This window comes from Streptomyces californicus (assembly GCF_000717645.1).
GTDB lineage: Bacteria > Actinomycetota > Actinomycetes > Streptomycetales > Streptomycetaceae > Streptomyces > Streptomyces californicus.
The window spans coordinates 205446-224729 of sequence record NZ_JNZZ01000005.1 but is presented as its reverse complement, the minus strand read 5'-3'; the positions used below and the strand labels follow the sequence as shown (position 1 = coordinate 224729).

Genomic DNA, 19284 nt, shown 5'->3' with positions numbered 1-19284 from the left:
ACAGCGCACCGCCCGCCGGTGGGAATCCGGCGGGCGGTGCGGTGAAAGGCGGAAAGCGGTTCAGCGGCCGTTGAACGCGTCCTTCAGACGGGAGAAGAGGCCCTGCTGACCTGGCTGGAATTGACCCAAGGGCCGTTCCTCGCCGCGGAGCTTGGCCAGCTCCCGCAGCAGCCGCTCCTGCTCGGGGTCGAGCTTGGACGGGGTGATCACCTCGACGTGCACGATGAGGTCGCCCCGCCCGCCGCCGCGCAGATGCGTGATCCCGCGACCGTGCAGCGGGACGGACTGGCCGGACTGGGTGCCGGGCCGGATGTCGATCTCCTCCACCCCGTCCAGCGTCTCCAGCGGGCACTTGGTGCCGAGGGCCGCGGCCGTCATGGGGATGGTGACCGTGCAGTGCAGATCGTCGCCGCGCCGCTGGAACACCGGGTGCGCCAGCTCGTGGATCTCCACGTAGAGGTCGCCGGGCGGGCCGCCGCCCGGGCCGACCTCGCCCTCTCCGGCGAGCTGGATGCGGGTGCCGTTGTCGACGCCCGCGGGGATCTTGACCGTGAGCGTGCGGCGCGAGCGGATGCGGCCGTCTCCGGCGCACTCCGGGCACGGGGTGGGCACGACCGTGCCGAAGCCCTGGCACTGGGGGCAGGGCCGCGAGGTCATGACCTGGCCGAGGAACGACCGGGTGACCTGCGAGACCTCGCCGCGGCCGCGGCACATGTCACACGTCTGGGCCGAGGTGCCGGGGGCCGCGCCCTCGCCGCTGCAGGTGGTGCAGACGACGGCCGTGTCGACCTGGATGTCCTTGGTGGTGCCGAAGGCCGCCTCGTTGAGGTCGATCTCCAGACGGATCATGGCGTCCTGGCCGCGCCGGGTCCGCGAACGGGGCCCGCGCTGCGCGGCGTTGCCGAAGAAGGCGTCCATGATGTCGGAGAAGTTGCCGAAGCCGCCGGCTCCGAAACCGCCCGCGCCGCCACCGCCGCCGCCGTTGGCGGAGAGCGGGTCGCCGCCGAGGTCGTAGACCTGCTTCTTCTGCGGGTCCGACAGCACCTCGTAAGCGGCGTTGATCTCCTTGAACCGCTCCTGGGTCTTCGGGTCCGGGTTGACATCCGGGTGCAGCTCGCGGGCGAGCCGACGGAATGCCTTCTTGATCTCGTCCTGGGAAGCGTCGCGGCGCACGCCGAGTACGGCGTAGTAGTCCGTGGCCACTTACGACTCCGCCAGGATCTGTCCGACGTAACGTGCCACTGCGCGTACCGCTCCCATCGTTCCGGGGTAGTCCATGCGGGTCGGTCCGACCACGCCGAGTTTGGCGACTGCCTCGTCGCCCGAACCGTAGCCGACCGCGACGACGGATGTGGAGTTGAGGCCCTCGTGGGCGTTCTCGTGCCCGATCCGTACGGTCATGCCGGAGTCCGTCGCCTCACCGAGCAGCTTCAACAGGACGACCTGCTCCTCCAGCGCCTCCAGCACCGGACGGATCATCACCGGGAAGTCGTGCCCGAAGCGGGTGAGGTTGGAGGTGCCGCCGATGATCAGCCGCTCCTCCGTCTCCTCGACCAGCGTTTCGAGGAGGGTGGAGAGGACGGTGGAGACCGTCCCCCGGTCCTCGCTGTCGAAGGATTCCGGCAGCTCCCGCACCAGCCGCGGGACATCCGCGAAGCGGCATCCGACGATCCGGCTGTTGAGCCGGGCCCGCAGATCCGCGAGGGACGCCTCGCCGAACGGCGCGGGGCAGTCGATCATACGCTGTTCGACGCGGCCGGTGTCCGTGATCAGGACGAGCATCAGCCGGGCGGGGGCCAACGACAGCAGCTCCACGTGCCGCACCGTCGAACGGGTCAGCGAGGGGTACTGCACGACGGCGACCTGCCGGGTGAGCTGCGCGAGCAGCCGTACCGTCCGGCCGACGACGTCGTCGAGGTCGACCGCGCCGTCGAGGAAGTTCTGGATGGCCCGGCGCTCGGGCGAGGAGAGCGGCTTGACGCCCGCGAGCCGGTCGACGAAGAGGCGGTACCCCTTGTCGGTCGGGATGCGGCCCGCGCTCGTGTGCGGCTGGGCGATGAAGCCCTCTTCCTCCAGCACCGCCATGTCGTTGCGGACGGTGGCCGGGGAGACCCCCAGCTGGTGCCGCTCGGTGAGCGCCTTGGAGCCGACGGGCTCCTCGGTGCCGACATAGTCCTGGACGATGGCGCGCAGCACTTCGAGTCTGCGTTCGCTGAGCATCGCGCACACCTCCAGCTGTGGTTCCCGGTGTCTCCGTCTGGCACTCGGTGCGTACGAGTGCCAGCCATCCCGCCGTCAGTGTACGGGGGTGAGGTGGGGCCGGGGCAAGGGCGACCGGCCACCCCGCCGCGAGAGCGCGCCGGTGGCCGCCGACCGGGCGGGCCGTGCCGATAGCGTCCCGGTATGGACATCGCTTGGGAAGACCTCGGCTGGGAGCGGTTGGGCGACGGGGTCGGCAGGCGGCGGCTCCCGGGCTGGGACGCCACCGCCGGGCTGGTCGCCGGCACGGCGGGGGCCCTGCTGTACGACACGGGATCGACGCTGCGCGAGGGCGTGGTGCTGCGCCGGCAGGCCGAGGCGCTGCTCGGCCGCAGGGTGACGCATATCGCACTGAGCCACCCTCATTTCGACCATGTGCTGGGCACGGCGGCGTTCGCCGGGGTCCAGGTGTACGGCTCGGCGGGGCTGGCCGCCCTGCTGCTGGGCGGGGAGCAGGAGCTGTACGCGTCGGCGGTCGCCCACGGGTTGGCGGAGGACGAGGCGGCCGGGTCGGCGGACACGCTGGTGGTCCCGGGCCACGAGGTGCGCGGCGAGCGGACGCTGGACCTGGGCGGCGGGCGGCAGGTGGTGCTGGCCGACCTCGGCTCCGCCCACAGCGGTCACGACCTGGCGGCGCTGGTGCCGGGGGCGGCCGGCGGTCCCGCGGTGGTGTTCTGCGGCGACCTGGTCGAGGAGTCGGGCGAGCCGCAGGCGGGCCCGGACGCGACCGGCGCGCGCTGGCCGGCCGCGCTGGACCGGCTGCTGGAGCTGGGCGGCGAGGAGGCGCTGTACGTGCCGGGGCACGGGGCGGTGGTGGACGCGGCGTTCGTCCGGGCGCAGCGCGAGGCGCTGGCGGAGCGGTTCGCGGTGGCGTGAGGGGCCGGGGCCCCGGGGGTCCCCGGGGCGGCCTCGGAGCGGCGGGGCTCCTTCGGCTCCCGGTCGGCCCGGGGATCTTCGGGGCGGCGTGCGGTCACGGGCGGCGGCTCGCCGATTATCGTCGCTCCATGCGCAGTTACCAGCCGGACCTGACCCCGCCGTGGAAGCGGTCCGCCCCCGTGCCCGAGGTGCCCGCCGAACCCGATCTGGTCGTGGAGGAGGTCGCGTCCGGTTTCTGCGGGGCGGTGATCCGCTGCGAGAAGACCGCCCAGGGGCCGACCGTGACCCTGGAGGACCGCTTCGGCAAGCACCGGGTGTTCCCGATGGAGCCGCGCGGCTTCCTGCTGGAGGGCAAGGTCGTCACGCTGGTGCGCCCCTCGGCCGGCGGCCCCGTGCGCCCCACCCGTACGGCCTCCGGCTCGGTGGCGGTGCCCGGTGCGCGGGCGCGGGTGGCGCGGGCCGGGCGGATCTACGTGGAGGGCCGGCACGACGCGGAGCTGGTGGAGCGGGTGTGGGGCGACGACCTGCGCATCGAGGGCGTGGTCGTGGAGTACCTGGAGGGCGTCGACGACCTCCCGGCGATCGTCGCGGAGTTCGCCCCGGGCCCGGACGCCCGGCTGGGGGTGCTGGTGGACCATCTGGTGCCCGGCTCCAAGGAGTCCCGGATCGCCGCCGAGGTGACCGGGGACCACGTGCTGGTGGTGGGCCACCCGTACATCGACGTGTGGGAGGCGGTGAAGCCGTCCTCGGTGGGGATCGACGCGTGGCCGGTGGTGCCGAGGGGGCAGGACTGGAAGACGGGCGTGTGCCGGGCGCTGGGGTGGCCGGACAACACCGGGGCGGCCTGGCAGCGCATCCTCTCCACCGTACGCAGCTACAAGGACCTCGAACCCCAACTCCTGGGCCGAGTGGAGGAATTGATTGACTTCGTCACCGTTCCGGACTGATGTCCGGGGGCTGATGCCGGTCGTTCCACGACGATCACGTGCCGATCCCTGGGAATGCCTGCGTCCCACGCGCACCATCGATTAATGAGGTGGGGCAAGGGGCAGGCGGTTCACGGGCCGGAGGGCCCACGGGGGAAGGGCACGGGCGATGGCGCGCGAGGTCTGGCGGGACAGTGCGGACAACGAGGCGGCCTCGGCCGTCTTCCATCTGATGCAGCAGTTGATCGACCGGTACCGGGTCAACCGGCCGGTGATGCCGCTCGTGGTGGTCCAGGCCGCGGACGCGGCGGCCGGGCCGGAGATCGACGCGCGCGTGGAGCAGTTGGTCCACCAGGTGCACCGGGCCAACGAGTTGCGCCGGGTGCCGGTGCGGCTGCTGGACGGTGAGGGCCCCACCCCGTACGAGGCGGCGCTCGACATGGTGCGCACGCTCTCCGAGAAGCCGTGGGAGACGCGCGAGAACACCCAGTACAAGAACTTCGCGTTTCCCCGCTCCCGGCTCCTCGGGGCGATCGAGCAGGCCACCGCGACGGTGGTCGGCCAGGCCGACGGGAACCCGGTCGAGGACCGCGACGAGAGGATTCTGGAGCAGCTGAGCCGGCTGCGCTGGCGGTCGGGGCGGCCGCGCGGGTCGACGCGGTGGGACGCGCTGCGGCAGTCGGTCCGGCCCGAGACGTTCGTCGGGGCGCTGTTCATCGCCCTGCTCAGCGTGTTGCTCGGGGAGATCGACTGGCTGCTGACGGCGCTGGTGGGGGCGCTGGCGCTGATCGGGCTCGCCGTGGTGGGGCTGGCGCGGCGGACCGCCCCGCCGCTGCTGTGGCTGCGCCGGGCGAGCCGCTGGTTCGCCACCACCTCCTCGCTGGCCGCGTCCAGCACGGGCTATCCGTCGGACGGCTGGTCGTGGTTCTCGCCGAGCGGTTCGTGGCGGGTGATCCGGGCGCGGTCGGCGGCGGTCGCGGAGCGGGTGGCGGACGCCGGGGCGGGTGACGAGCACGCGCGCCAGTTCCATCTGGAGCTGCGGGTGCAGGCGCTGCTGGAGGACCTGCGGCACAACTACCGCCCGCACTCGCTGGACTGGCGGCGCAGCAAGCGCACGGTGCCGCCAGTGGTGTTCCTGCCCCGGGCCACGCAGGACAACGGCGGCATCCTGCTGATCAACGCGATCAACAACGTACGGTCGCGGCGCAGCGAGGTGGACCCGCTGCTGCTGCTCGCCTCGCTGCCGGCCCCGGAGATCATGCGGCACACCCCGCCGCTGCCCCCGGAGCGGCCGGGCCCCGGCGCGCCGACCGGCTTCTCCGGTGCGCGCGCCCGGTACGAGCGGTGGGTCGACGATCTGAGCCTCGGCCAGTCGCCGGTGGCGGCGGCGACCCTGGCGTGGGTGCTGCTGCTACCGCTGTCAACCGAGAAGCTGACCCACGAGCACGCGTACGCCCAGCTCGTCACCCATCGGGTGCGGCGGACGTGGGCGTGGTGGGTGATGTCGCGGGCGACCATCGCGGTGGTCGTCGTGGGCTCGCTGCTGGGCGCGTTCCTGTGGGCGGGGCACTGGCGCGACACGTACTGCCACGGACCGCTGACCGACCGCAACACCGACGCGATCTGGCAGGGCCCCGGTGACGACCGCGAGTGCGTGGGCGTGGCGACCGCGCCCGAGGTCCGGTTCGCGGCCGGCAACGGCCTGGAGCTGAACGGGGCGGGCAAAGGCATCACCTTCGAACGGATCGAACAGGCGATCCGCGAGGAGAACGACGACATCGAGGCGGGCGACGCGTACGTGACGGTCGTGTACGCCGGTCCCCTGACCGCTCCCGGCAACGACCGGGAGGCCACCCGCAAGGGGCTGGAGGAGCTGACCGGCGTCTACCTCCAGCAGCGGGCGGTGAACAAGACCGTGCGCCGGTCGGTGAAGCTGCGGGTGCTGACCGCCAACGGCGGCGCGGGCATGCTGCGGCAGCTCACCGCCGTACGGAAGATCATCGAGGTGGCCCGGCGGGACCCGACGGTGGTCGGCGTGGTCGGCCTCGGCCGCAACACCGAGCAGAGCGACGACGCGGTGGAGCTGCTGCGCGAGGCCGGGCTGCCGCTGGTGGACACGACGAACTCCAGCAGCGACCTGCCCCGCGACTTCCCCAACTACTTCGGTCTCGCGGCGACGGACGAGGAGCAGACGTACGCGCTCGGCCTGGTCGCGCGGCAGATCGCGGACGACCTGGACCGCCCGCACGCGATCGTGCTGTCCCGCAAGAAGCGCAACGGGGACCTGGACCAGTACACGACCGAGCAGCGGGCCGCGGGCGGCAGGATGCTGCGCGAGGCGGGGTTCTCGCTGGGCGAGGGCGTGGAGTACAACCTCGCGGGCGGGGCCAGTCTGAACGCCCCGCTGACCACGATCTGCGGGGCCGAGCGGGTGCCGGACGCGCTGTACTTCGCCGGGCGGGTCGAGGACGTGCCGGCGCTGATGCGGGGTCTTTCGGAGGCCACGGGGTGCGCGGACCGGCGGATGACGGTGTTCACCGGCGACGACCTGACGAAGGGCACGTTCGACGACTCCACGTCGATCGCGGCCAACGTCACGCTCTACCACTCCTCGCTCGCGCCGCTGGACCGGGGGAAGAACCTCGGCTTCTACGGGGACTCCTACCGGGCGCTGCGGCGACTGCACCCCGACGGGGAGGTCGCGACGCTGGCGTCGGGGCGGCCGGCGTACGAGGACGACCTGTTCGCCAGCGGGCAGACCGTGATCGCCTTCAGCGCGACGGCGGCCCTGTACGACGCGGCGGCGCGCCGGGACGAGCGGCGGAGCGCCGCGGAGACCTGGGCGACGCTGCACACGGTGGAGCTCAACAACATGCCCACGGGGACGATCTCGTTCAGCCGGGACCGGTCCTCGGTCTCGGACAACCTGCACGGCCTCAACATCGTCAAGGTCGTCCGGCCGGGGCCCGACGCCCAGCGGACCCTGGTGTGCGGCAAGCCGGCCGGGGTCGCGCCGCCGCTGACGGCGAAGGACTGCAAGCCGTGAGCCGCGGGCCGGGCGGCGCGGTGAGGCGGGCGGCGTGGTGAGGCGGGCGTCGGTGAGCCGGGCCCGGGGCCACCGCGCGGTGCGGCGGGCCCGCGCGGCCCGCTGCCGGGCCGTGAGCCCGGCCGCGTCGCCCGCCGCCGGGCTCAGTCGACCAGGTCGCGGACGACGGCGTCGGCCAGGAGCCGCCCGCGCAGGGTGAGGACCGCGCGGCCCCTCCCGTACGGCTCCGGCTCCAGCAGCCCGTCGTCGAGGGCGCGGCGGGAGGCGGCGAGCCCGTCGGGTTTCAGCAGGTCGAGCGGGCAGCCGTCGAGGAGCCGCAGCTCCAGCAGGATGCGCTCGACCCGGCGGTCCTCGTCGCTCAGCACCTCGCGGCCCGCGCCGGGCGAGCGGCCCTCGGCGAGCGCCTGGGCGTACGCGCCGGGGTGCTTCACGTTCCACCAGCGCACGCCCCCGACGTGGCTGTGCGCGCCGGGGCCCGCGCCCCACCAGTCGGCGCCGCGCCAGTACAGCTCGTTGTGCAGGCAGCGGCCGGCCTCGGTGGTGGCCCAGTTGGAGACCTCGTACCAGTGGAACCCGGCGGCGGCGAACGCCTCGTCCGCGATGAGGTAGCGGTCGGCGTGCGCGTCGTCGTCGGTCATCGGGATCTCGCCGCGCCGGATGCGCCGGGCGAGCTGGGTGCCCTCCTCGACGATCAGCGCGTACGCGGAGACGTGGTCGGGTCCCGCGCCGATCGCGGCGTCGAGGCTGGCCCGCCAGTCGTCGTCGGACTCGCCGGGGGTGCCGTAGATCAGGTCGAGGTTGACGTGGTCGAAGCCCGCCGCGCGCGCCTCGGCGACGCACGCCTCCGGGCGGCCGGGGGTGTGCGTGCGGTCGAGGATCTTCAGGACGTGCCGCTTGGCGCTCTGCATCCCGAAGGAGACCCGGTTGAAGCCGCCTTCGCGCAGGGCTTCGAGGTAGGCCGGGCCGACCGACTCGGGGTTGGCCTCGGTGGTGATCTCGGCGTCGTCCGCGAGCCCGAACTCGTCCCGGATCGCGGCCAGCATCCTCACGAGGTCGGCGGCGGGCAGCAGGGTCGGGGTGCCGCCGCCGACGAAGACGGTGCGGACCGGGCGCGGGTCGTCGCCGAGGACCTTGCGGGCCCGGCGGACCTCCTCGATCAGGTGGGCGGCGTAGTTGTCGCGGGAGGCCAGCGCCCCGCCGGAGCCGCGCAGCTCGGTGGCGGTGTAGGTGTTGAAGTCGCAGTAGCCGCAGCGGGTGGCGCAGTACGGGACGTGCAGGTAGAAGCCGAGCGGGCGGTCGGCTGCGCCTTCCAGGGCGTGGCGGGGCAGCGCCCCGTCGTCGGGCACGGGTTCACCATCGGGCAGTACGGAAGGCATACCGTCCATTGTCGCTCGCCCCCGACGTGCTTCAGTCCGCGTGCAGGACCAGCAGCGCCACGTCGTCGTCCGGGGGCTGCTCGGCGAACTCGTGGACGGCCCGCCGCAGCCGTTCGGCGGTGGCGTCGGCGGGCAGTCCGGCGCAGCCTGCCAGGGCCCGGGCGAGCCCGTCCCCGTCGTCGAACATCAGCGGGCCCGAGCGCCGCTCGGTCACCCCGTCGGTGACGCAGAGGAGGGTGTCGCCGGGCGCGAGGTCGAAGACCTGGCTCTCGTAGGCCACCTCCTCGACGACCCCGAGCAGGACCTGGGGCTCGGCGGCCGGGCGTACGGAACCGTCGGGGCGCAGCAGCAGCGGCAGCGGGTGTCCGGCGCTGGCCACCGTGCAGCGGACCCCGCCGCCGGGGAGCGGCACGACCTCCCCGTAGAGCAGGGAGAGGAACCGCGGCTGGGTGCCGTCGTGGAGCTGTTGTCCCCCGGCGGCGGCGACCATCAGGGCGGCGGCCTCGGCGGCCTCCATCGCGTCGTCGAGGAGCAGCCGGTTGAGCCGGTCCAGCACCTCCCCGACGCCGAAGCCCTCGCGGGAGAGGAGCCGCAGCCAGGGGCGGGCGAGGCCGGTGACGACGGCGGCCTCGGGGCCGGAGCCCTGGACGTCGCCGAGGACGAAGCACCAGCGGTCGCCGGGGCACGGGAAGATGTCGTAGAAGTCGCCGCCGACCACGCCGTCGTCGCTCGGCTCGTACACGAGGGCGCTGGTGACGCCGGGGATGTCGGCGACCTTGCTGGGGAGCAGTCCGCGCTGGAGGATGCGGCTGATGGTGGCCTGCCGGGTGTAGGCGCGGGCGGCCCCCACGGCAAGGCCGAGCCGGCGGACGAAGTCCTCGATGAGCGAGGAGACGGCCTCGGGCACCGGGGCGTCGCCCTCCCGCCCGACGATGACGGTGCCGAGCGTCCGGCCCCCGGCGGTGATCCGGAACGCGAGCGCGGCCCCGTCGGGGCAGCCGGGGCGCGGGGCGCCGCCGGCCCCTTCGGCCCGGGCGGCCGACCACGGCACGGGGACCGGTACGGGTCCGGACCCCGCCACGGCCGGGAGCGTAAAAGGAGCCGTCTCCAGGGCGGCGCGCAGGGCCTCGGCGCCGCTCTCGTCGCGGTGCCGGACCTGGACGGGGCGGGGCTCGGCGGCCGACTTCCCGCTCTCGGCCTCCAGCCGGATCGCGCACCAGTCGGCCAGCCGGGGCACCAGGAGCTGGCCCGCTATGGCCGCCACCAGATCCTCGTCGAGCTGCCCGGCGAGCAGGTCGGACGCCTCGGCGAGGAAGGCGGGGGCGCCCCGGCCGTCCCAGACGGTGTCGTCGCGCTCGGTGCGCCGGGCGACGGGGGCGAGGAGTTCGGCGGCGCGCAGGCCGCGCCGGAGGGCGTCCGCTTCCGGCTGGGCGGGCGGGGCGCTCCAGTCGTCGACGGGGAGGCGGGCCCAGACCGTCTTGCGGCCGGTGCGGTAGGTGATGCCCCAGGAGTCGGCGAGGGTGGCGACGAGCTGGAGGCCGCGCCCGTACTCGGCGGGGTCGGGCAGCTCCCCGGCGGCGGCCCCGGCGGGTTCGGGCTCCGGGGCGGGGTCGTCACCGCTGACGGGGCGGGCCGGGTGGTGGTCGGTGACCTCCAGGACGAGGGCGGCGGACGGCTCCTCGCCGCCCTCCTCCAGCGTGATGACCAGGTCGACGGTGGTCCCGGCGTGCACGACGGCGTTGGTGACCAGCTCGTTGGTGACGGTCACGGCGTCGTCGGCGAGCCGGTCGCTGAACCCCACGGCGGCGGGCACCCCGAGCCCGGTCCACTCCGCGAGCGCGGCCCGCACGAACCGCCGGGCCGCGGACGGGGCGAGCGGAATTCCGGGCAGGCTCGTACGACTGGCCGGGCGACGGCCCGGCACGCACCCGGCACGGGAGGTGCCGGGACGCTGCACGGTGTCCCGCTGCAGGGGAAGGGGCGCCACGGTACGGCTCCTACGGTCCGACGACACCGACAGAGTGACAGACGGGCGGCACGCATAAGCACCGAGTTACTGAAGTGGGCAGAAAATCGAGCACATTCGAACGCAAGGCTTCGGAAAACCGATGGGCCGTGGGCGGGCACGCCCGCGACGGCTCGGCCGGCCCGCCGGTCGCCGACCGCCTGGGAGGGCCGCGCCGGAGCGCTGCGGAGGGTGCGGGCGGGGCGCTGCGCACGGGGGCGCCGCCGGTACCCGTATATCGTTCGCCCGATACGTCGGTGAGCAGGGTGGGACGAGGGCGGGGGCCTGATGACGGCGGACTGCGGGCGGACGTCCGACGCGGTGGTCCCCAGTGCCGAGGAGCCTGACCCGAAGGGCCCCACGAGCGCTTCCGCCTCCGGTGTCTCCCCGCTGCCGGTCCGCGCGCTGCACCGGGAGGCGGAGCGCGCCCGGGGGTGGCTGGAGAGCGGCGTGTGGCGGCCGGACGCGGCGGACGCCGAGGCCGCCGCGAGGGTCCTCGCCCGGCTGACCGCTCCCCTCCCCCGGCGCGGGGCCGCCTGGGCGCGGGCACGGGCCGTGGACCGGGACCGGAGGCTCCAGCGGATCTGGCGCAGGGCGGTCCACCACCTCGACGCGGGCGCGGTCAGCCCGCCGGCCGCGGCCCTGCTGGCGGCCGTCGCCCGTGCGTACGTGCCCTGGTACGGCACCCCCAATCCGCCGCCCGCCGCCGCGGCCCCGCGCTACCCGGTCCCGAGCGGGTCAGCCGCCCCCGAGGGCGCGGCGGCACGCGGAGCGGCGACGCATGACGCGGCCGACCGGCCGGAGGCGCCGCCGACCGACGCGGGCGAAGCCCTCCTGCCCGGTCTGACCGATGTCTTCACCGCCCTGGCGGCTCCGGCCCCGCCCGGGACCGGGGCCCGGCACCCGGCGGCCGTTCCCTGGCGCACGCGGTACGCGGGCCGCCTCCGGCACTACGGGAGGCCCGCCCGCCACGTGTGGACGGCCGACACGTTCCGCTGCCCCGGGTGTTCGAACGCGGACGGGCCGTGGACCGTCGTCTGCGACTGGCGCCGGGTCACCCTGGGCTGCCCGTGCGGGGTGACGACCGACCGGCACGGCCTCACGTTCTCCGAGGTCTTCCTCGTCCTGCCCGACGCGTGAGGCGTCCGAGGAGCGCGGCCCTCCCCGGGCGTGCCCGGGCGTACGCGCACGTACGACGGGCGGGGCCCCGGCCCCCGCAGGGTCCGGGCGCCCCGCCCGTGTCCGTCCGGGGCCGAGCCCCCGGACGGTCCGCGCGATCCGCCTGCGGGACTTGTCCGGCCCGGCCCGCCGTGAAGCGGACGGGCCGGGCCGCCCGTCAGGCCTCGCGCGTGCCCGCGTACATCTCGTCGATAAGCCCGCGGTACTCGCGCTCGACGACCGGACGCTTCAGCTTGAGGCTGGGGGTCAGCTCGCCGTGCTCGACGTCCAGGTCGCGCGGCAGGAGGCGGAACTTCTTGATGGTCTGCCAGCGCTGGAGGCCCTCGTTGAGCTGCTTGACGTACCCGTCGATCAGCTCGACCGTCCGGGGGGCCGCGACGACCTCCGCGTACGACTTGCCCGCCAGCCCGTTCTCGGCGGCCCAGCCGAGGAGGGTGGGCTCGTCGAGGGCGATGAGCGCGGTGCAGAAGTTACGGTCCGCGCCGTGCACCAGGATGTTGGAGACGAACGGGCAGACCGCCTTGAACTGGCCCTCGACCTCCGCCGGGGCGACGTACTTGCCGCCCGACGTCTTGATCAGGTCCTTCTTGCGGTCGGTGATGCGGAGGTAGCCGTCGGGCGACAGCTCGCCGATGTCACCGGTGTGGAACCAGCCGTCCGACTCCAGAACCTCCTCGGTCTTGTCGGGCAGCTTGTGGTAGCCCTGCATGATGCCGGGGCCGCGCATGAGGATCTCGCCGTCGTCCGCGATCCGCACCTCGGTGCCGGGGAGCGGCTTGCCGACGGTGCCCGTGCGGTACGCCTCGCCCGGGTTGACGAAGGAGGCGGCGCTGCTCTCGGTGAGGCCGTAGCCCTCCAGGATGTGGACGCCGGCGCCCGCGAAGAAGTAGCCGATGTCCGGGGCGAGGGCGGCGGAGCCGGAGATGCAGGCGCGGAGCCGGCCGCCGAACGCCTCACGGATCTTGGAGAAGACGAGCGCGTCGGCGACCTTGTGCTTGGCGCCGAGCGCGAAGGGCACGGAGGGGTTGCCGGTCCGGCGGAAGTTGTCCTGGGAGACCTTGGCGTACTCGCGGGCCACCCCCGCCGCCCACTGGAAGATCTTGTACTTGGCGCCGCCGCCCGCACGGGCCTTGGAGGCGACCCCGTTGTAGACCTTCTCGAAGATCCGGGGCACGGCGGCCATGTAGGTCGGCTGGACGACCGGCAGGTTCTCGATGATCTTGTCGATGCGGCCGTCGATCGCGGTGACGTGGCCGACCTCGATCTGGCCGGAGGTGAGGACCTTGCCGAAGACGTGGGCGAGCGGCAGCCAGAGGTACTGCACGTCCTCGGCGGTGATCAGCCCGGTCGCCACGGTGGCCTTGGCCATGTACGACCAGTTGTCGTGCGGCAGCCGTACGCCCTTGGGGCGGCCGGTGGTGCCCGAGGTGTAGATCAGGGTGGCGAGCTGGTCGGCGGTGATCGCGGCGACCCGTCCGGTGACCGCGTCCGGGGTCTCGGCCAGCAGCTCGTTGCCCCGGGCCTCCAGGTCGGCCAGGGTGATGATCCAGCCGTCGGGGTCGCCCTCGGCGGGCTCGACCCCCGCCGGGTCGATGACGACGACGTGGGCGAGGTCCGGCAGGTCCTTCCGGGTCTCCCGGGCCTTGGCGAGCTGCTCGGCGTCCTCCGCGACGAGCACCCGGCTCTCGGAGTCGGACAGGATGAACGCGGACTCCTCGGCGTTCGTCGAGGGGTAGATCGTGGTGGTCGCGGCGCCCGCGCACATCACCCCGAGGTCGATGAGGATCCACTCCACCCGGGTGGCCGAGGAGAGGGCGACGCGCTCCTCCGGCTGCACGCCGAGCGCGATGAGGCCCGCGGCGATGGCGAAGACCCGCTCAGCGGCCTGGCCCCAGCTCAGGGACTTCCAGTCGTCGGGCCCCTCGCCCGAGGCCGGCGGCACCGGATAGCGGTACGCCTCCCCGTCGGGGGTCGCCGCCACGCGGTCGATGAAAAGGGACGCCACGGAGGGCGGCCGGTTATCGATCAAGGTCTGTGTGTCGCTCACGACGTCCTCCGGGCCTGCGGCATTGCTACGACCGGCTTCTTTGATACAGCGACCAGCTGCTGTCGTCCTGGTGCCTGCTGCTTCTCGCTGCTCTCGTCCTACTGCTCTACCTGCATGTTCTGCTTGTTTAACTGGTCAGTAACCATCAAGACGTGATCAGAGTAAAGCGCGCGTGTCCGCCACGTAAGGGGCAGCGGGCCGCCGCTTCATAACGAAAGGGAGCACGACAAAGGGCCCCCGCTCCGCGTACGGCTGCGGAGCGGGGGCCCTTTCCGGCCGCCCGGAGGCGGGGCGAGCACGTCGGGAACGGCGGTGTGAACACCGCCTCCCGGCTACTTCTTGCCCTTGCTCTCCCCGGCGGACTCGTCGGTCGACAGGACGGAGATGAAGGCGTCCTGCGGGACCTCCACGTTGCCGACCATCTTCATCCGCTTCTTGCCCTCCTTCTGCTTCTCCAGCAGCTTCCGCTTACGGGAGATGTCACCGCCGTAGCACTTGGCGAGGACGTCCTTGCGGATGGCGCGGACGGTCTCGCGGGCGATGACCCGGGCCCCGATGGCCGCTTGGATGGGCACCTCGAAGTTCTGGCGCGGGATGAGCTTCTGCAGCTTGGCGACGAGCCGTACGCCGTACGCGTACGCCTTGTCCTTGTGGGTGACCGCGGAGAACGCGTCCACCTTGTCGCCGTGGAGCAGGATGTCGACCTTGACGAGGTTGGCCGTCTGCTCGCCGGTGGGCTCGTAGTCGAGGGAGGCGTATCCGCGGGTCTTGGACTTCAACTGGTCGAAGAAGTCGAAGACGATCTCCGCGAGCGGGAGGGTGTAGCGGATCTCGACCCGGTCCTCGGAAAGGTAGTCCATGCCGAGGAGGGTGCCGCGACGGCCCTGGCACAGCTCCATGATCGCGCCGATGAACTCGCTCGGGGCCAGCACCGTGGCGCGGACGACCGGCTCGTGCACCTTGTCGATCTTGCCCTCGGGGAACTCGCTCGGGTTGGTGACGACGTGCTCGGTGCCGTCCTCCATCTCGACGCGGTAGACCACGTTGGGCGCGGTGGCGATGAGGTCGAGCCCGAACTCGCGCTCCAGCCGCTCGCGGACCACGTCCAGGTGGAGCAGGCCGAGGAAGCCGACGCGGAAGCCGAAGCCGAGCGCGGCGGAGGTCTCCGGCTCGTAGACCAGGGCGGCGTCGTTGAGCTGGAGCTTGTCGAGCGCCTCGCGCAGGTCCGGGTAGTCGGAGCCGTCCAGCGGGTAGAGGCCCGAGAAGACCATCGGCTTCGGGTCCTTGTAGCCGCCCAGCGGCTCGGTCGCCCCGTTGTTCAGGGAGGTGATCGTGTCACCGACCTTGGACTGCCGGACGTCCTTCACGCCGGTGATGATGTAGCCGACCTCGCCCACGCCGATGCCGTCGGCCGGGGTCATCTCCGGGGAGGACACCCCGATCTCCAGCAGCTCGTGGGTGGCGCCGGTCGACATCATCCTGATGCGCTCGCGCTTGTTGAGCTGGCCGTCGACGACACGGACGTAGGTGACGACACCGCGGTACGAGTCGTAGACCGAGTCGAAGATCATCGCGCGGGCGGGGGCGTCCGCGACGCCGACCGGGGCCGGCACGTCCCGCACGACCCGGTCGAGCAGCGCGTCCACGCCGACACCGGTCTTGGCGGAGACCTTGAGCACGTCCTCGGGCTGGCAGCCGATGAGGTTCGCCAGCTCCTCGGAGAACTTCTCCGGCTGGGCGGCCGGGAGGTCGATCTTGTTGAGCACCGGGACGATGGTGAGGTCGTTCTCCATCGCGAGGTAGAGGTTGGCCAGCGTCTGGGCCTCGATGCCCTGCGCGGCGTCGACCAGCAGGACCGTGCCCTCGCAGGCGGCGAGCGAACGGGAGACCTCGTACGTGAAGTCCACGTGGCCCGGGGTGTCGATCATGTTGAGGACGTGGGTCAGGCCCTTGTCCTCGCCCTCGGTGGGCGCCCAGGGCAGCCGCACCGCCTGGGACTTGATGGTGATGCCGCGCTCGCGCTCGATGTCCATCCGGTCGAGGTACTGAGCACGCATCTGCCGCTGGTCGACCACTCCGGTCAGCTGAAGCATCCGGTCGGCGAGGGTCGACTTGCCGTGGTCGATGTGCGCGATGATGCAGAAGTTGCGGATCAGCGCCGGGTCGGTACGGCTCGGCTCGGGCACGTTGGAAGGAGTCGCGGGCACGCAGGGTCCTGATTCTTGAGACGCCGAACGCCGTGTCTCGGGTCGATGTCGGGTCGGTCGGATCGATACGTAGGCTCCATCGTCCCACGCCTGCGGGGCGGCGACCGGTTTGGGCCGGTCGGAGGGTGACTGCTACCGTGGACAGCTGTGCCTCGTGGCTCTCACGAGCGGCGGGGCTCACCTGGAAGATCCAACGAACCTGAAAAGGCTCTTTTCGTGGCGAACATCAAGTCCCAGATCAAGCGGAACAAGACCAACGAGAAGGCGCGCCTGCGCAACAAGGCCGTCAAGTCGTCGCTCAAGACCGCGATCCGCAAGGCCCGCGAGGCCGTCGTCGCCGGTGACGTCGAGAAGGCCACCACGGCCGCTCGCGACGCCTCCCGTCAGCTCGACAAGGCCGTCTCGAAGGGTGTCATCCACAAGAACGCCGCCGCCAACAAGAAGTCGGCGCTGGCGTCCAAGGTTGCCTCCCTGCAGGCCTGAGCTTCTTCCCGGAGCTCACTGATGTGATTCGCCGGAACGGACCAGCGGGCCCTCTCTCCCGCCCCTGCCCGGCCCCCGCGCCGCACACCGAACCTGCGTTCGCCACGCGGGTGCGGCGCACCAGAGCATGACCCGGAAGCCCCGGTCCCCGATCTCCCCAGGTCGGGCCGGGGCTTTCGTGTGGACAAGGGCCACTCTCCGGCCCGCCCGACGACCCGTTCCGGCCCGTCCGGCGCACCCTCAGCCCGTCCGGCGCTTGCGGACGGAACCGGTGATCGCACGAGGGCCCGCACCCTCCCGGCGCGACGCGGCGACCCGTTCCGGCCCGTTCGGCGCTTGCGGACGGAACCGGTCACGACAGGGCCTCGCTCCCCGCGGCGGACCGGACGGAACCGCTACCGCCCCGACCGAGCGGCCCGGGCGATGACGACGACGGCCTTCTCCAGGGCGTACTCGGGGTCGTCCCCTCCGCCCTTCACCCCCGCGTCCGCCGCCGCCACCGCCCGCAGGGCCACCGCGACCCCGTCCGGAGTCCAGCCCCGCATCTGCTGGCGTACGCGGTCGATCTTCCACGGCGGCATGCCCAGCTCCCGTGCCAGATCGGCGGGCCGGCCTCCCCGCGCCGAGGACAGCTTCCCGATCGCCCGCACCCCCTGGGCCAGTGCGCTGGTGATCAGGACGGGCGGGACCCCGGTCGACAACGACCACCGCAGCGCCTCCAGCGCCTCCGCCGCGCGCCCTTCGACCGCCCGGTCGGCGACGGTGAACGACGAGGCTTCCGCACGCCCGGTGTAGTAGCGCCCGACGACGGCCTCATCGATCGTGCCCTCGACGTCCGCGACCAGCTGGGACACCGCGCTGGCCAGCTCCCGCAGATCGCTGCCGATGGAGTCGACGAGCGCCTGGCATGCCTCCGGCGTCGCGGACCGCCCGTGCGTCCGGAACTCCGACCGTACGAACGTGAGCCGCTCGGCCGGCTTGGTGGTCTTCGGGCAGGCGACCTCCCGGGCGCCCGCCTTGCGTGCCGCGTCGAGCAGGCCCTTGCCCTTGGCCCCGCCCGCGTGCAGCAGGACGAGGGTGATCTCCTCGACCGGCGAGCCGAGGTACGCCTTGACGTCCTTGACGGTGTCGGCCGAGAGGTCCTGCGCGTTGCGCACGATCACGACCTTGCGCTCGGCGAAGAGCGAGGGGCTGGTCAGCTCGGCGAGCGTGCCGGGCTGCAACTGGTCGGACGCCAGATCGCGTACGTCCGTGTCGGCGTCGGCAGCGCGCGCGGCCGCCACCACCTGCTGCACCGCACGGTCCAGGAGGAGGTCCTCCTGGCCCACGGCGAGGGTGAGGGGGGCGAGCGGATCGTCGGTGGAATTCTTCCTGGTGGCCATCGCCGTCCAGGATCCCACGCCCCACTGACAGCCCCGACAGCCCGCACCGCCGCCGCCCGGGTCCGAGGCGGGAGCGCGGGCCCGGGGCCGTCCCGGGTCCGAGGCGGGAGCGGGAGCCCGGGGCCGCTCCGGGTCGGAGGCCCCCTCGGGTCCAAGGCACCCGGGTGCGACGCCGCCGCAGGTCTGAGGCCGCCGCGAGCCCCGGACCGCGGCGACGGGCCCGCGCTCCCGTACCGGAGAATGTCCGGGTGAGCGATGTGAGACATGTACTGGTGCTGCCCGACCGCGACGCGGCGGAGGAGGTGGCCGAGGAGGTGGCGGACCGCTTCGGGGTCGCCGAGGAGCCTCAGCTCGTCCGGGACGCGCTGGCCGGCGAGGACGACGCCGAGGACGCCCAGTGGCTGGTGGTCGTCGAGGACCCGGCCGGACGGCTGGACCCGGTCGCGCTGAACGCGTTCGCCGAGGAGTACGAGGGCTGGCTGGAGCAGCCGTGAGGGACGCCCCGGCGGGCCGGGCCCGGGTCAGCCCTTGGGCACGATCTGGATGTCCAGGTCGATGACGATGCTCGGCCCCACCACCGCGATCCCGCGCGCCAGCATGGTCTGCCAGGTGAGCGTGAAGTCCTCGCGGTGCAGTTCGGTGGTGGCGCGGCAGGCGGCGCGGGTCTCGCCCTCCAGCCCGTTGCCGATGCCGAGGTACTGGGTGTCCAGCGTCACGGTCCGGCTCACCCCGTGCAGGGTCAGCGCCCCGGTGACGCCCCACCGGCTGCCGCCCCGGTGGACGAAGCGCTCGCTGTAGAACTCCAGCGTCGGGTAGCGGCCGACGTCGAGGAAGTCGCCGGAGCGCAGGTGGTCGTCGCGCATCTGCACGTTGGTGTCGATCGACGCGGCGTCGATGATCACGTGCATGGCGGAGTCCTCCATGCGGTCGGCGATCCGGACCGCCCCGGCGAAGTTGTTGAACCTGCCGTGAATGCGGGCGAGTCCGATGTGCCGGGCCGTGAAGCCGATCTGTGAGTGGTTCGGCTCGATGTCCCAGTCTCCGGGGTCCGGGAGCGGCGGGAGCTGGGCCACCTGAAGCGTCACATCGCCCAGATTGGCGTGCGCCCCCTCGGAGACCGTGACCGCCCCGTGGAACGGGGAGAAACCCTCGGCCGTGACCGCGAGACGGTAGTCACCGGCCGGAACCGTCGCGAGAACGCTCCCGAAGGGGTCCGTCTCGCCTCCCGTGATCCTCCGGCCCGCGCTGTCGGTCACCGTGAACTCGGCCTGCTGAACCGGTTCGTTGACCGGATCCAGCACCCGGCAGCTGAGCACACCCGCGGTGCGGGGCACCTGGAATCCGGCGAGGGCCCCACCGCGCCCACCCGCCTGGCCTCTGTTTCCCAGCCAACGGCCGAACATCACTTACCTACTCCCAGGGGCACCGCGCACTCCGGGCCCCTGACCGGTGGACGTCTCTTCCAGGTCTGCCGGACGTCTCTGTCTGCTCGGCGGCC

14 protein-coding genes are annotated in these 19284 nt (G+C 72.9%); 6 read left to right on the top strand and 8 right to left on the bottom strand.

Features of this window, described 5'->3' with window-relative positions:
- Nucleotides 1-60: 60 nt before the first annotated feature.
- Nucleotides 61-1203 (bottom strand): molecular chaperone DnaJ, encoded by a 1143-nt coding sequence (dnaJ, locus tag IF19_RS0109020; protein WP_030119153.1) that lies wholly within the window; start codon nucleotides 1201-1203, stop codon nucleotides 61-63.
- On the bottom strand, nucleotides 1204-2220 hold the full coding sequence (hrcA, locus tag IF19_RS0109015; protein WP_030193664.1) for a heat-inducible transcriptional repressor HrcA: 1017 nt from the start codon (nucleotides 2218-2220) through the stop codon (nucleotides 1204-1206). It lies immediately after the preceding gene.
- A 183-nt stretch (nucleotides 2221-2403) separates the two neighbouring features.
- Between hrcA and IF19_RS0109010 the strand changes: the two genes are divergently transcribed.
- The 3 genes from IF19_RS0109010 (at nucleotide 2404) to IF19_RS0109000 (ending at nucleotide 7107) form a co-directional block, all read left to right on the top strand.
- Complete coding sequence (locus tag IF19_RS0109010) at nucleotides 2404-3135, top strand: MBL fold metallo-hydrolase (protein ID WP_030119156.1); 732 nt, start codon at nucleotides 2404-2406, stop codon at nucleotides 3133-3135.
- A 128-nt stretch (nucleotides 3136-3263) separates the two neighbouring features.
- Nucleotides 3264-4082 carry a DUF3097 domain-containing protein gene (locus IF19_RS0109005; protein WP_030119157.1) on the top strand — a complete coding sequence of 273 codons (819 nt, stop codon included), beginning with the start codon at nucleotides 3264-3266 and terminating at the stop codon, nucleotides 4080-4082.
- 148 nt (nucleotides 4083-4230) lie between these two features.
- The gene (locus IF19_RS0109000) at nucleotides 4231-7107 is read left to right on the top strand and encodes an ABC transporter substrate-binding protein (protein WP_030277160.1); all 2877 of its coding nucleotides are present in this window, start codon (nucleotides 4231-4233) and stop codon (nucleotides 7105-7107) included.
- Between the two features lie 143 nt (nucleotides 7108-7250).
- Here the strand turns inward: IF19_RS0109000 and hemW are convergent, their stop codons facing one another.
- Together hemW and IF19_RS0108990 are read right to left on the bottom strand one after the other, a co-directional pair.
- Nucleotides 7251-8492 (bottom strand): radical SAM family heme chaperone HemW, encoded by a 1242-nt coding sequence (gene hemW, locus IF19_RS0108995; protein WP_030731096.1) that lies wholly within the window; start codon nucleotides 8490-8492, stop codon nucleotides 7251-7253.
- Between the two features lie 22 nt (nucleotides 8493-8514).
- Entirely contained in the window at nucleotides 8515-10470 is a 1956-nt protein-coding gene (locus IF19_RS0108990; RefSeq protein WP_030119162.1) for an ATP-binding SpoIIE family protein phosphatase, read from the bottom strand.
- 306 nt (nucleotides 10471-10776) lie between these two features.
- On the opposite strand from IF19_RS0108990, the gene IF19_RS0108985 reads away from it, so the two are divergent.
- Nucleotides 10777-11628, top strand: a complete 852-nt coding sequence (locus IF19_RS0108985; RefSeq protein WP_234313194.1) for a hypothetical protein — start codon at nucleotides 10777-10779, stop codon at nucleotides 11626-11628.
- Nucleotides 11629-11824: 196 nt separating this feature from the next.
- Here the strand turns inward: IF19_RS0108985 and IF19_RS0108980 are convergent, their stop codons facing one another.
- Together IF19_RS0108980 and lepA are read right to left on the bottom strand one after the other, a co-directional pair.
- Nucleotides 11825-13714, bottom strand: coding sequence for an AMP-dependent synthetase/ligase (locus tag IF19_RS0108980; RefSeq protein WP_030120265.1), 1890 nt, complete (start codon nucleotides 13712-13714; stop codon nucleotides 11825-11827).
- Nucleotides 13715-14046: 332 nt separating this feature from the next.
- Nucleotides 14047-15921, bottom strand: coding sequence for a translation elongation factor 4 (gene lepA, locus IF19_RS0108975; protein ID WP_030731087.1), 1875 nt, complete (start codon nucleotides 15919-15921; stop codon nucleotides 14047-14049).
- Between the two features lie 216 nt (nucleotides 15922-16137).
- Between lepA and rpsT the strand changes: the two genes are divergently transcribed.
- Entirely contained in the window at nucleotides 16138-16404 is a 267-nt protein-coding gene (gene rpsT, locus IF19_RS0108970; RefSeq protein ID WP_030119167.1) for a 30S ribosomal protein S20, read from the top strand.
- Between the two features lie 395 nt (nucleotides 16405-16799).
- Here the strand turns inward: rpsT and holA are convergent, their stop codons facing one another.
- A complete protein-coding gene (gene holA / locus IF19_RS0108965) occupies nucleotides 16800-17786 on the bottom strand; it encodes a DNA polymerase III subunit delta (protein ID WP_030119168.1) in 987 nt (328 codons plus the stop codon).
- 248 nt (nucleotides 17787-18034) lie between these two features.
- Between holA and IF19_RS0108960 the strand changes: the two genes are divergently transcribed.
- Complete coding sequence (locus IF19_RS0108960) at nucleotides 18035-18280, top strand: hypothetical protein (RefSeq protein WP_030119169.1); 246 nt, start codon at nucleotides 18035-18037, stop codon at nucleotides 18278-18280.
- Between the two features lie 27 nt (nucleotides 18281-18307).
- Here IF19_RS0108960 and IF19_RS0108955 read toward each other — a convergent pair whose 3' ends face one another.
- On the bottom strand, nucleotides 18308-19189 hold the full coding sequence (locus tag IF19_RS0108955) for a YceI family protein (RefSeq protein WP_030119170.1): 882 nt from the start codon (nucleotides 19187-19189) through the stop codon (nucleotides 18308-18310).
- Nucleotides 19190-19284 lie beyond the last annotated feature (95 nt).

Bases quoted from the DNA above. Each gene is read 5' to 3' on its own strand.
- IF19_RS0108955 (WP_030119170.1), bottom strand. From the start codon at position 19,189: ATGTTCGGCCGTTGGCTGGGAAACAGAGGCCAGGCGGGTGGGCGCGGT.
- IF19_RS0109010 (WP_030119156.1), top strand. From the start codon at position 2,404: ATGGACATCGCTTGGGAAGACCTCGGCTGGGAGCGGTTGGGCGACGGG.
- IF19_RS0108985 (WP_234313194.1), top strand. From the start codon at position 10,777: ATGACGGCGGACTGCGGGCGGACGTCCGACGCGGTGGTCCCCAGTGCC.
- hemW (WP_030731096.1), bottom strand. From the start codon at position 8,492: ATGGACGGTATGCCTTCCGTACTGCCCGATGGTGAACCCGTGCCCGAC.
- holA (WP_030119168.1), bottom strand. From the start codon at position 17,786: ATGGCCACCAGGAAGAATTCCACCGACGATCCGCTCGCCCCCCTCACC.
- IF19_RS0109005 (WP_030119157.1), top strand. From the start codon at position 3,264: ATGCGCAGTTACCAGCCGGACCTGACCCCGCCGTGGAAGCGGTCCGCC.
- hrcA (WP_030193664.1), bottom strand. From the start codon at position 2,220: ATGCTCAGCGAACGCAGACTCGAAGTGCTGCGCGCCATCGTCCAGGAC.
- IF19_RS0109000 (WP_030277160.1), top strand. From the start codon at position 4,231: ATGGCGCGCGAGGTCTGGCGGGACAGTGCGGACAACGAGGCGGCCTCG.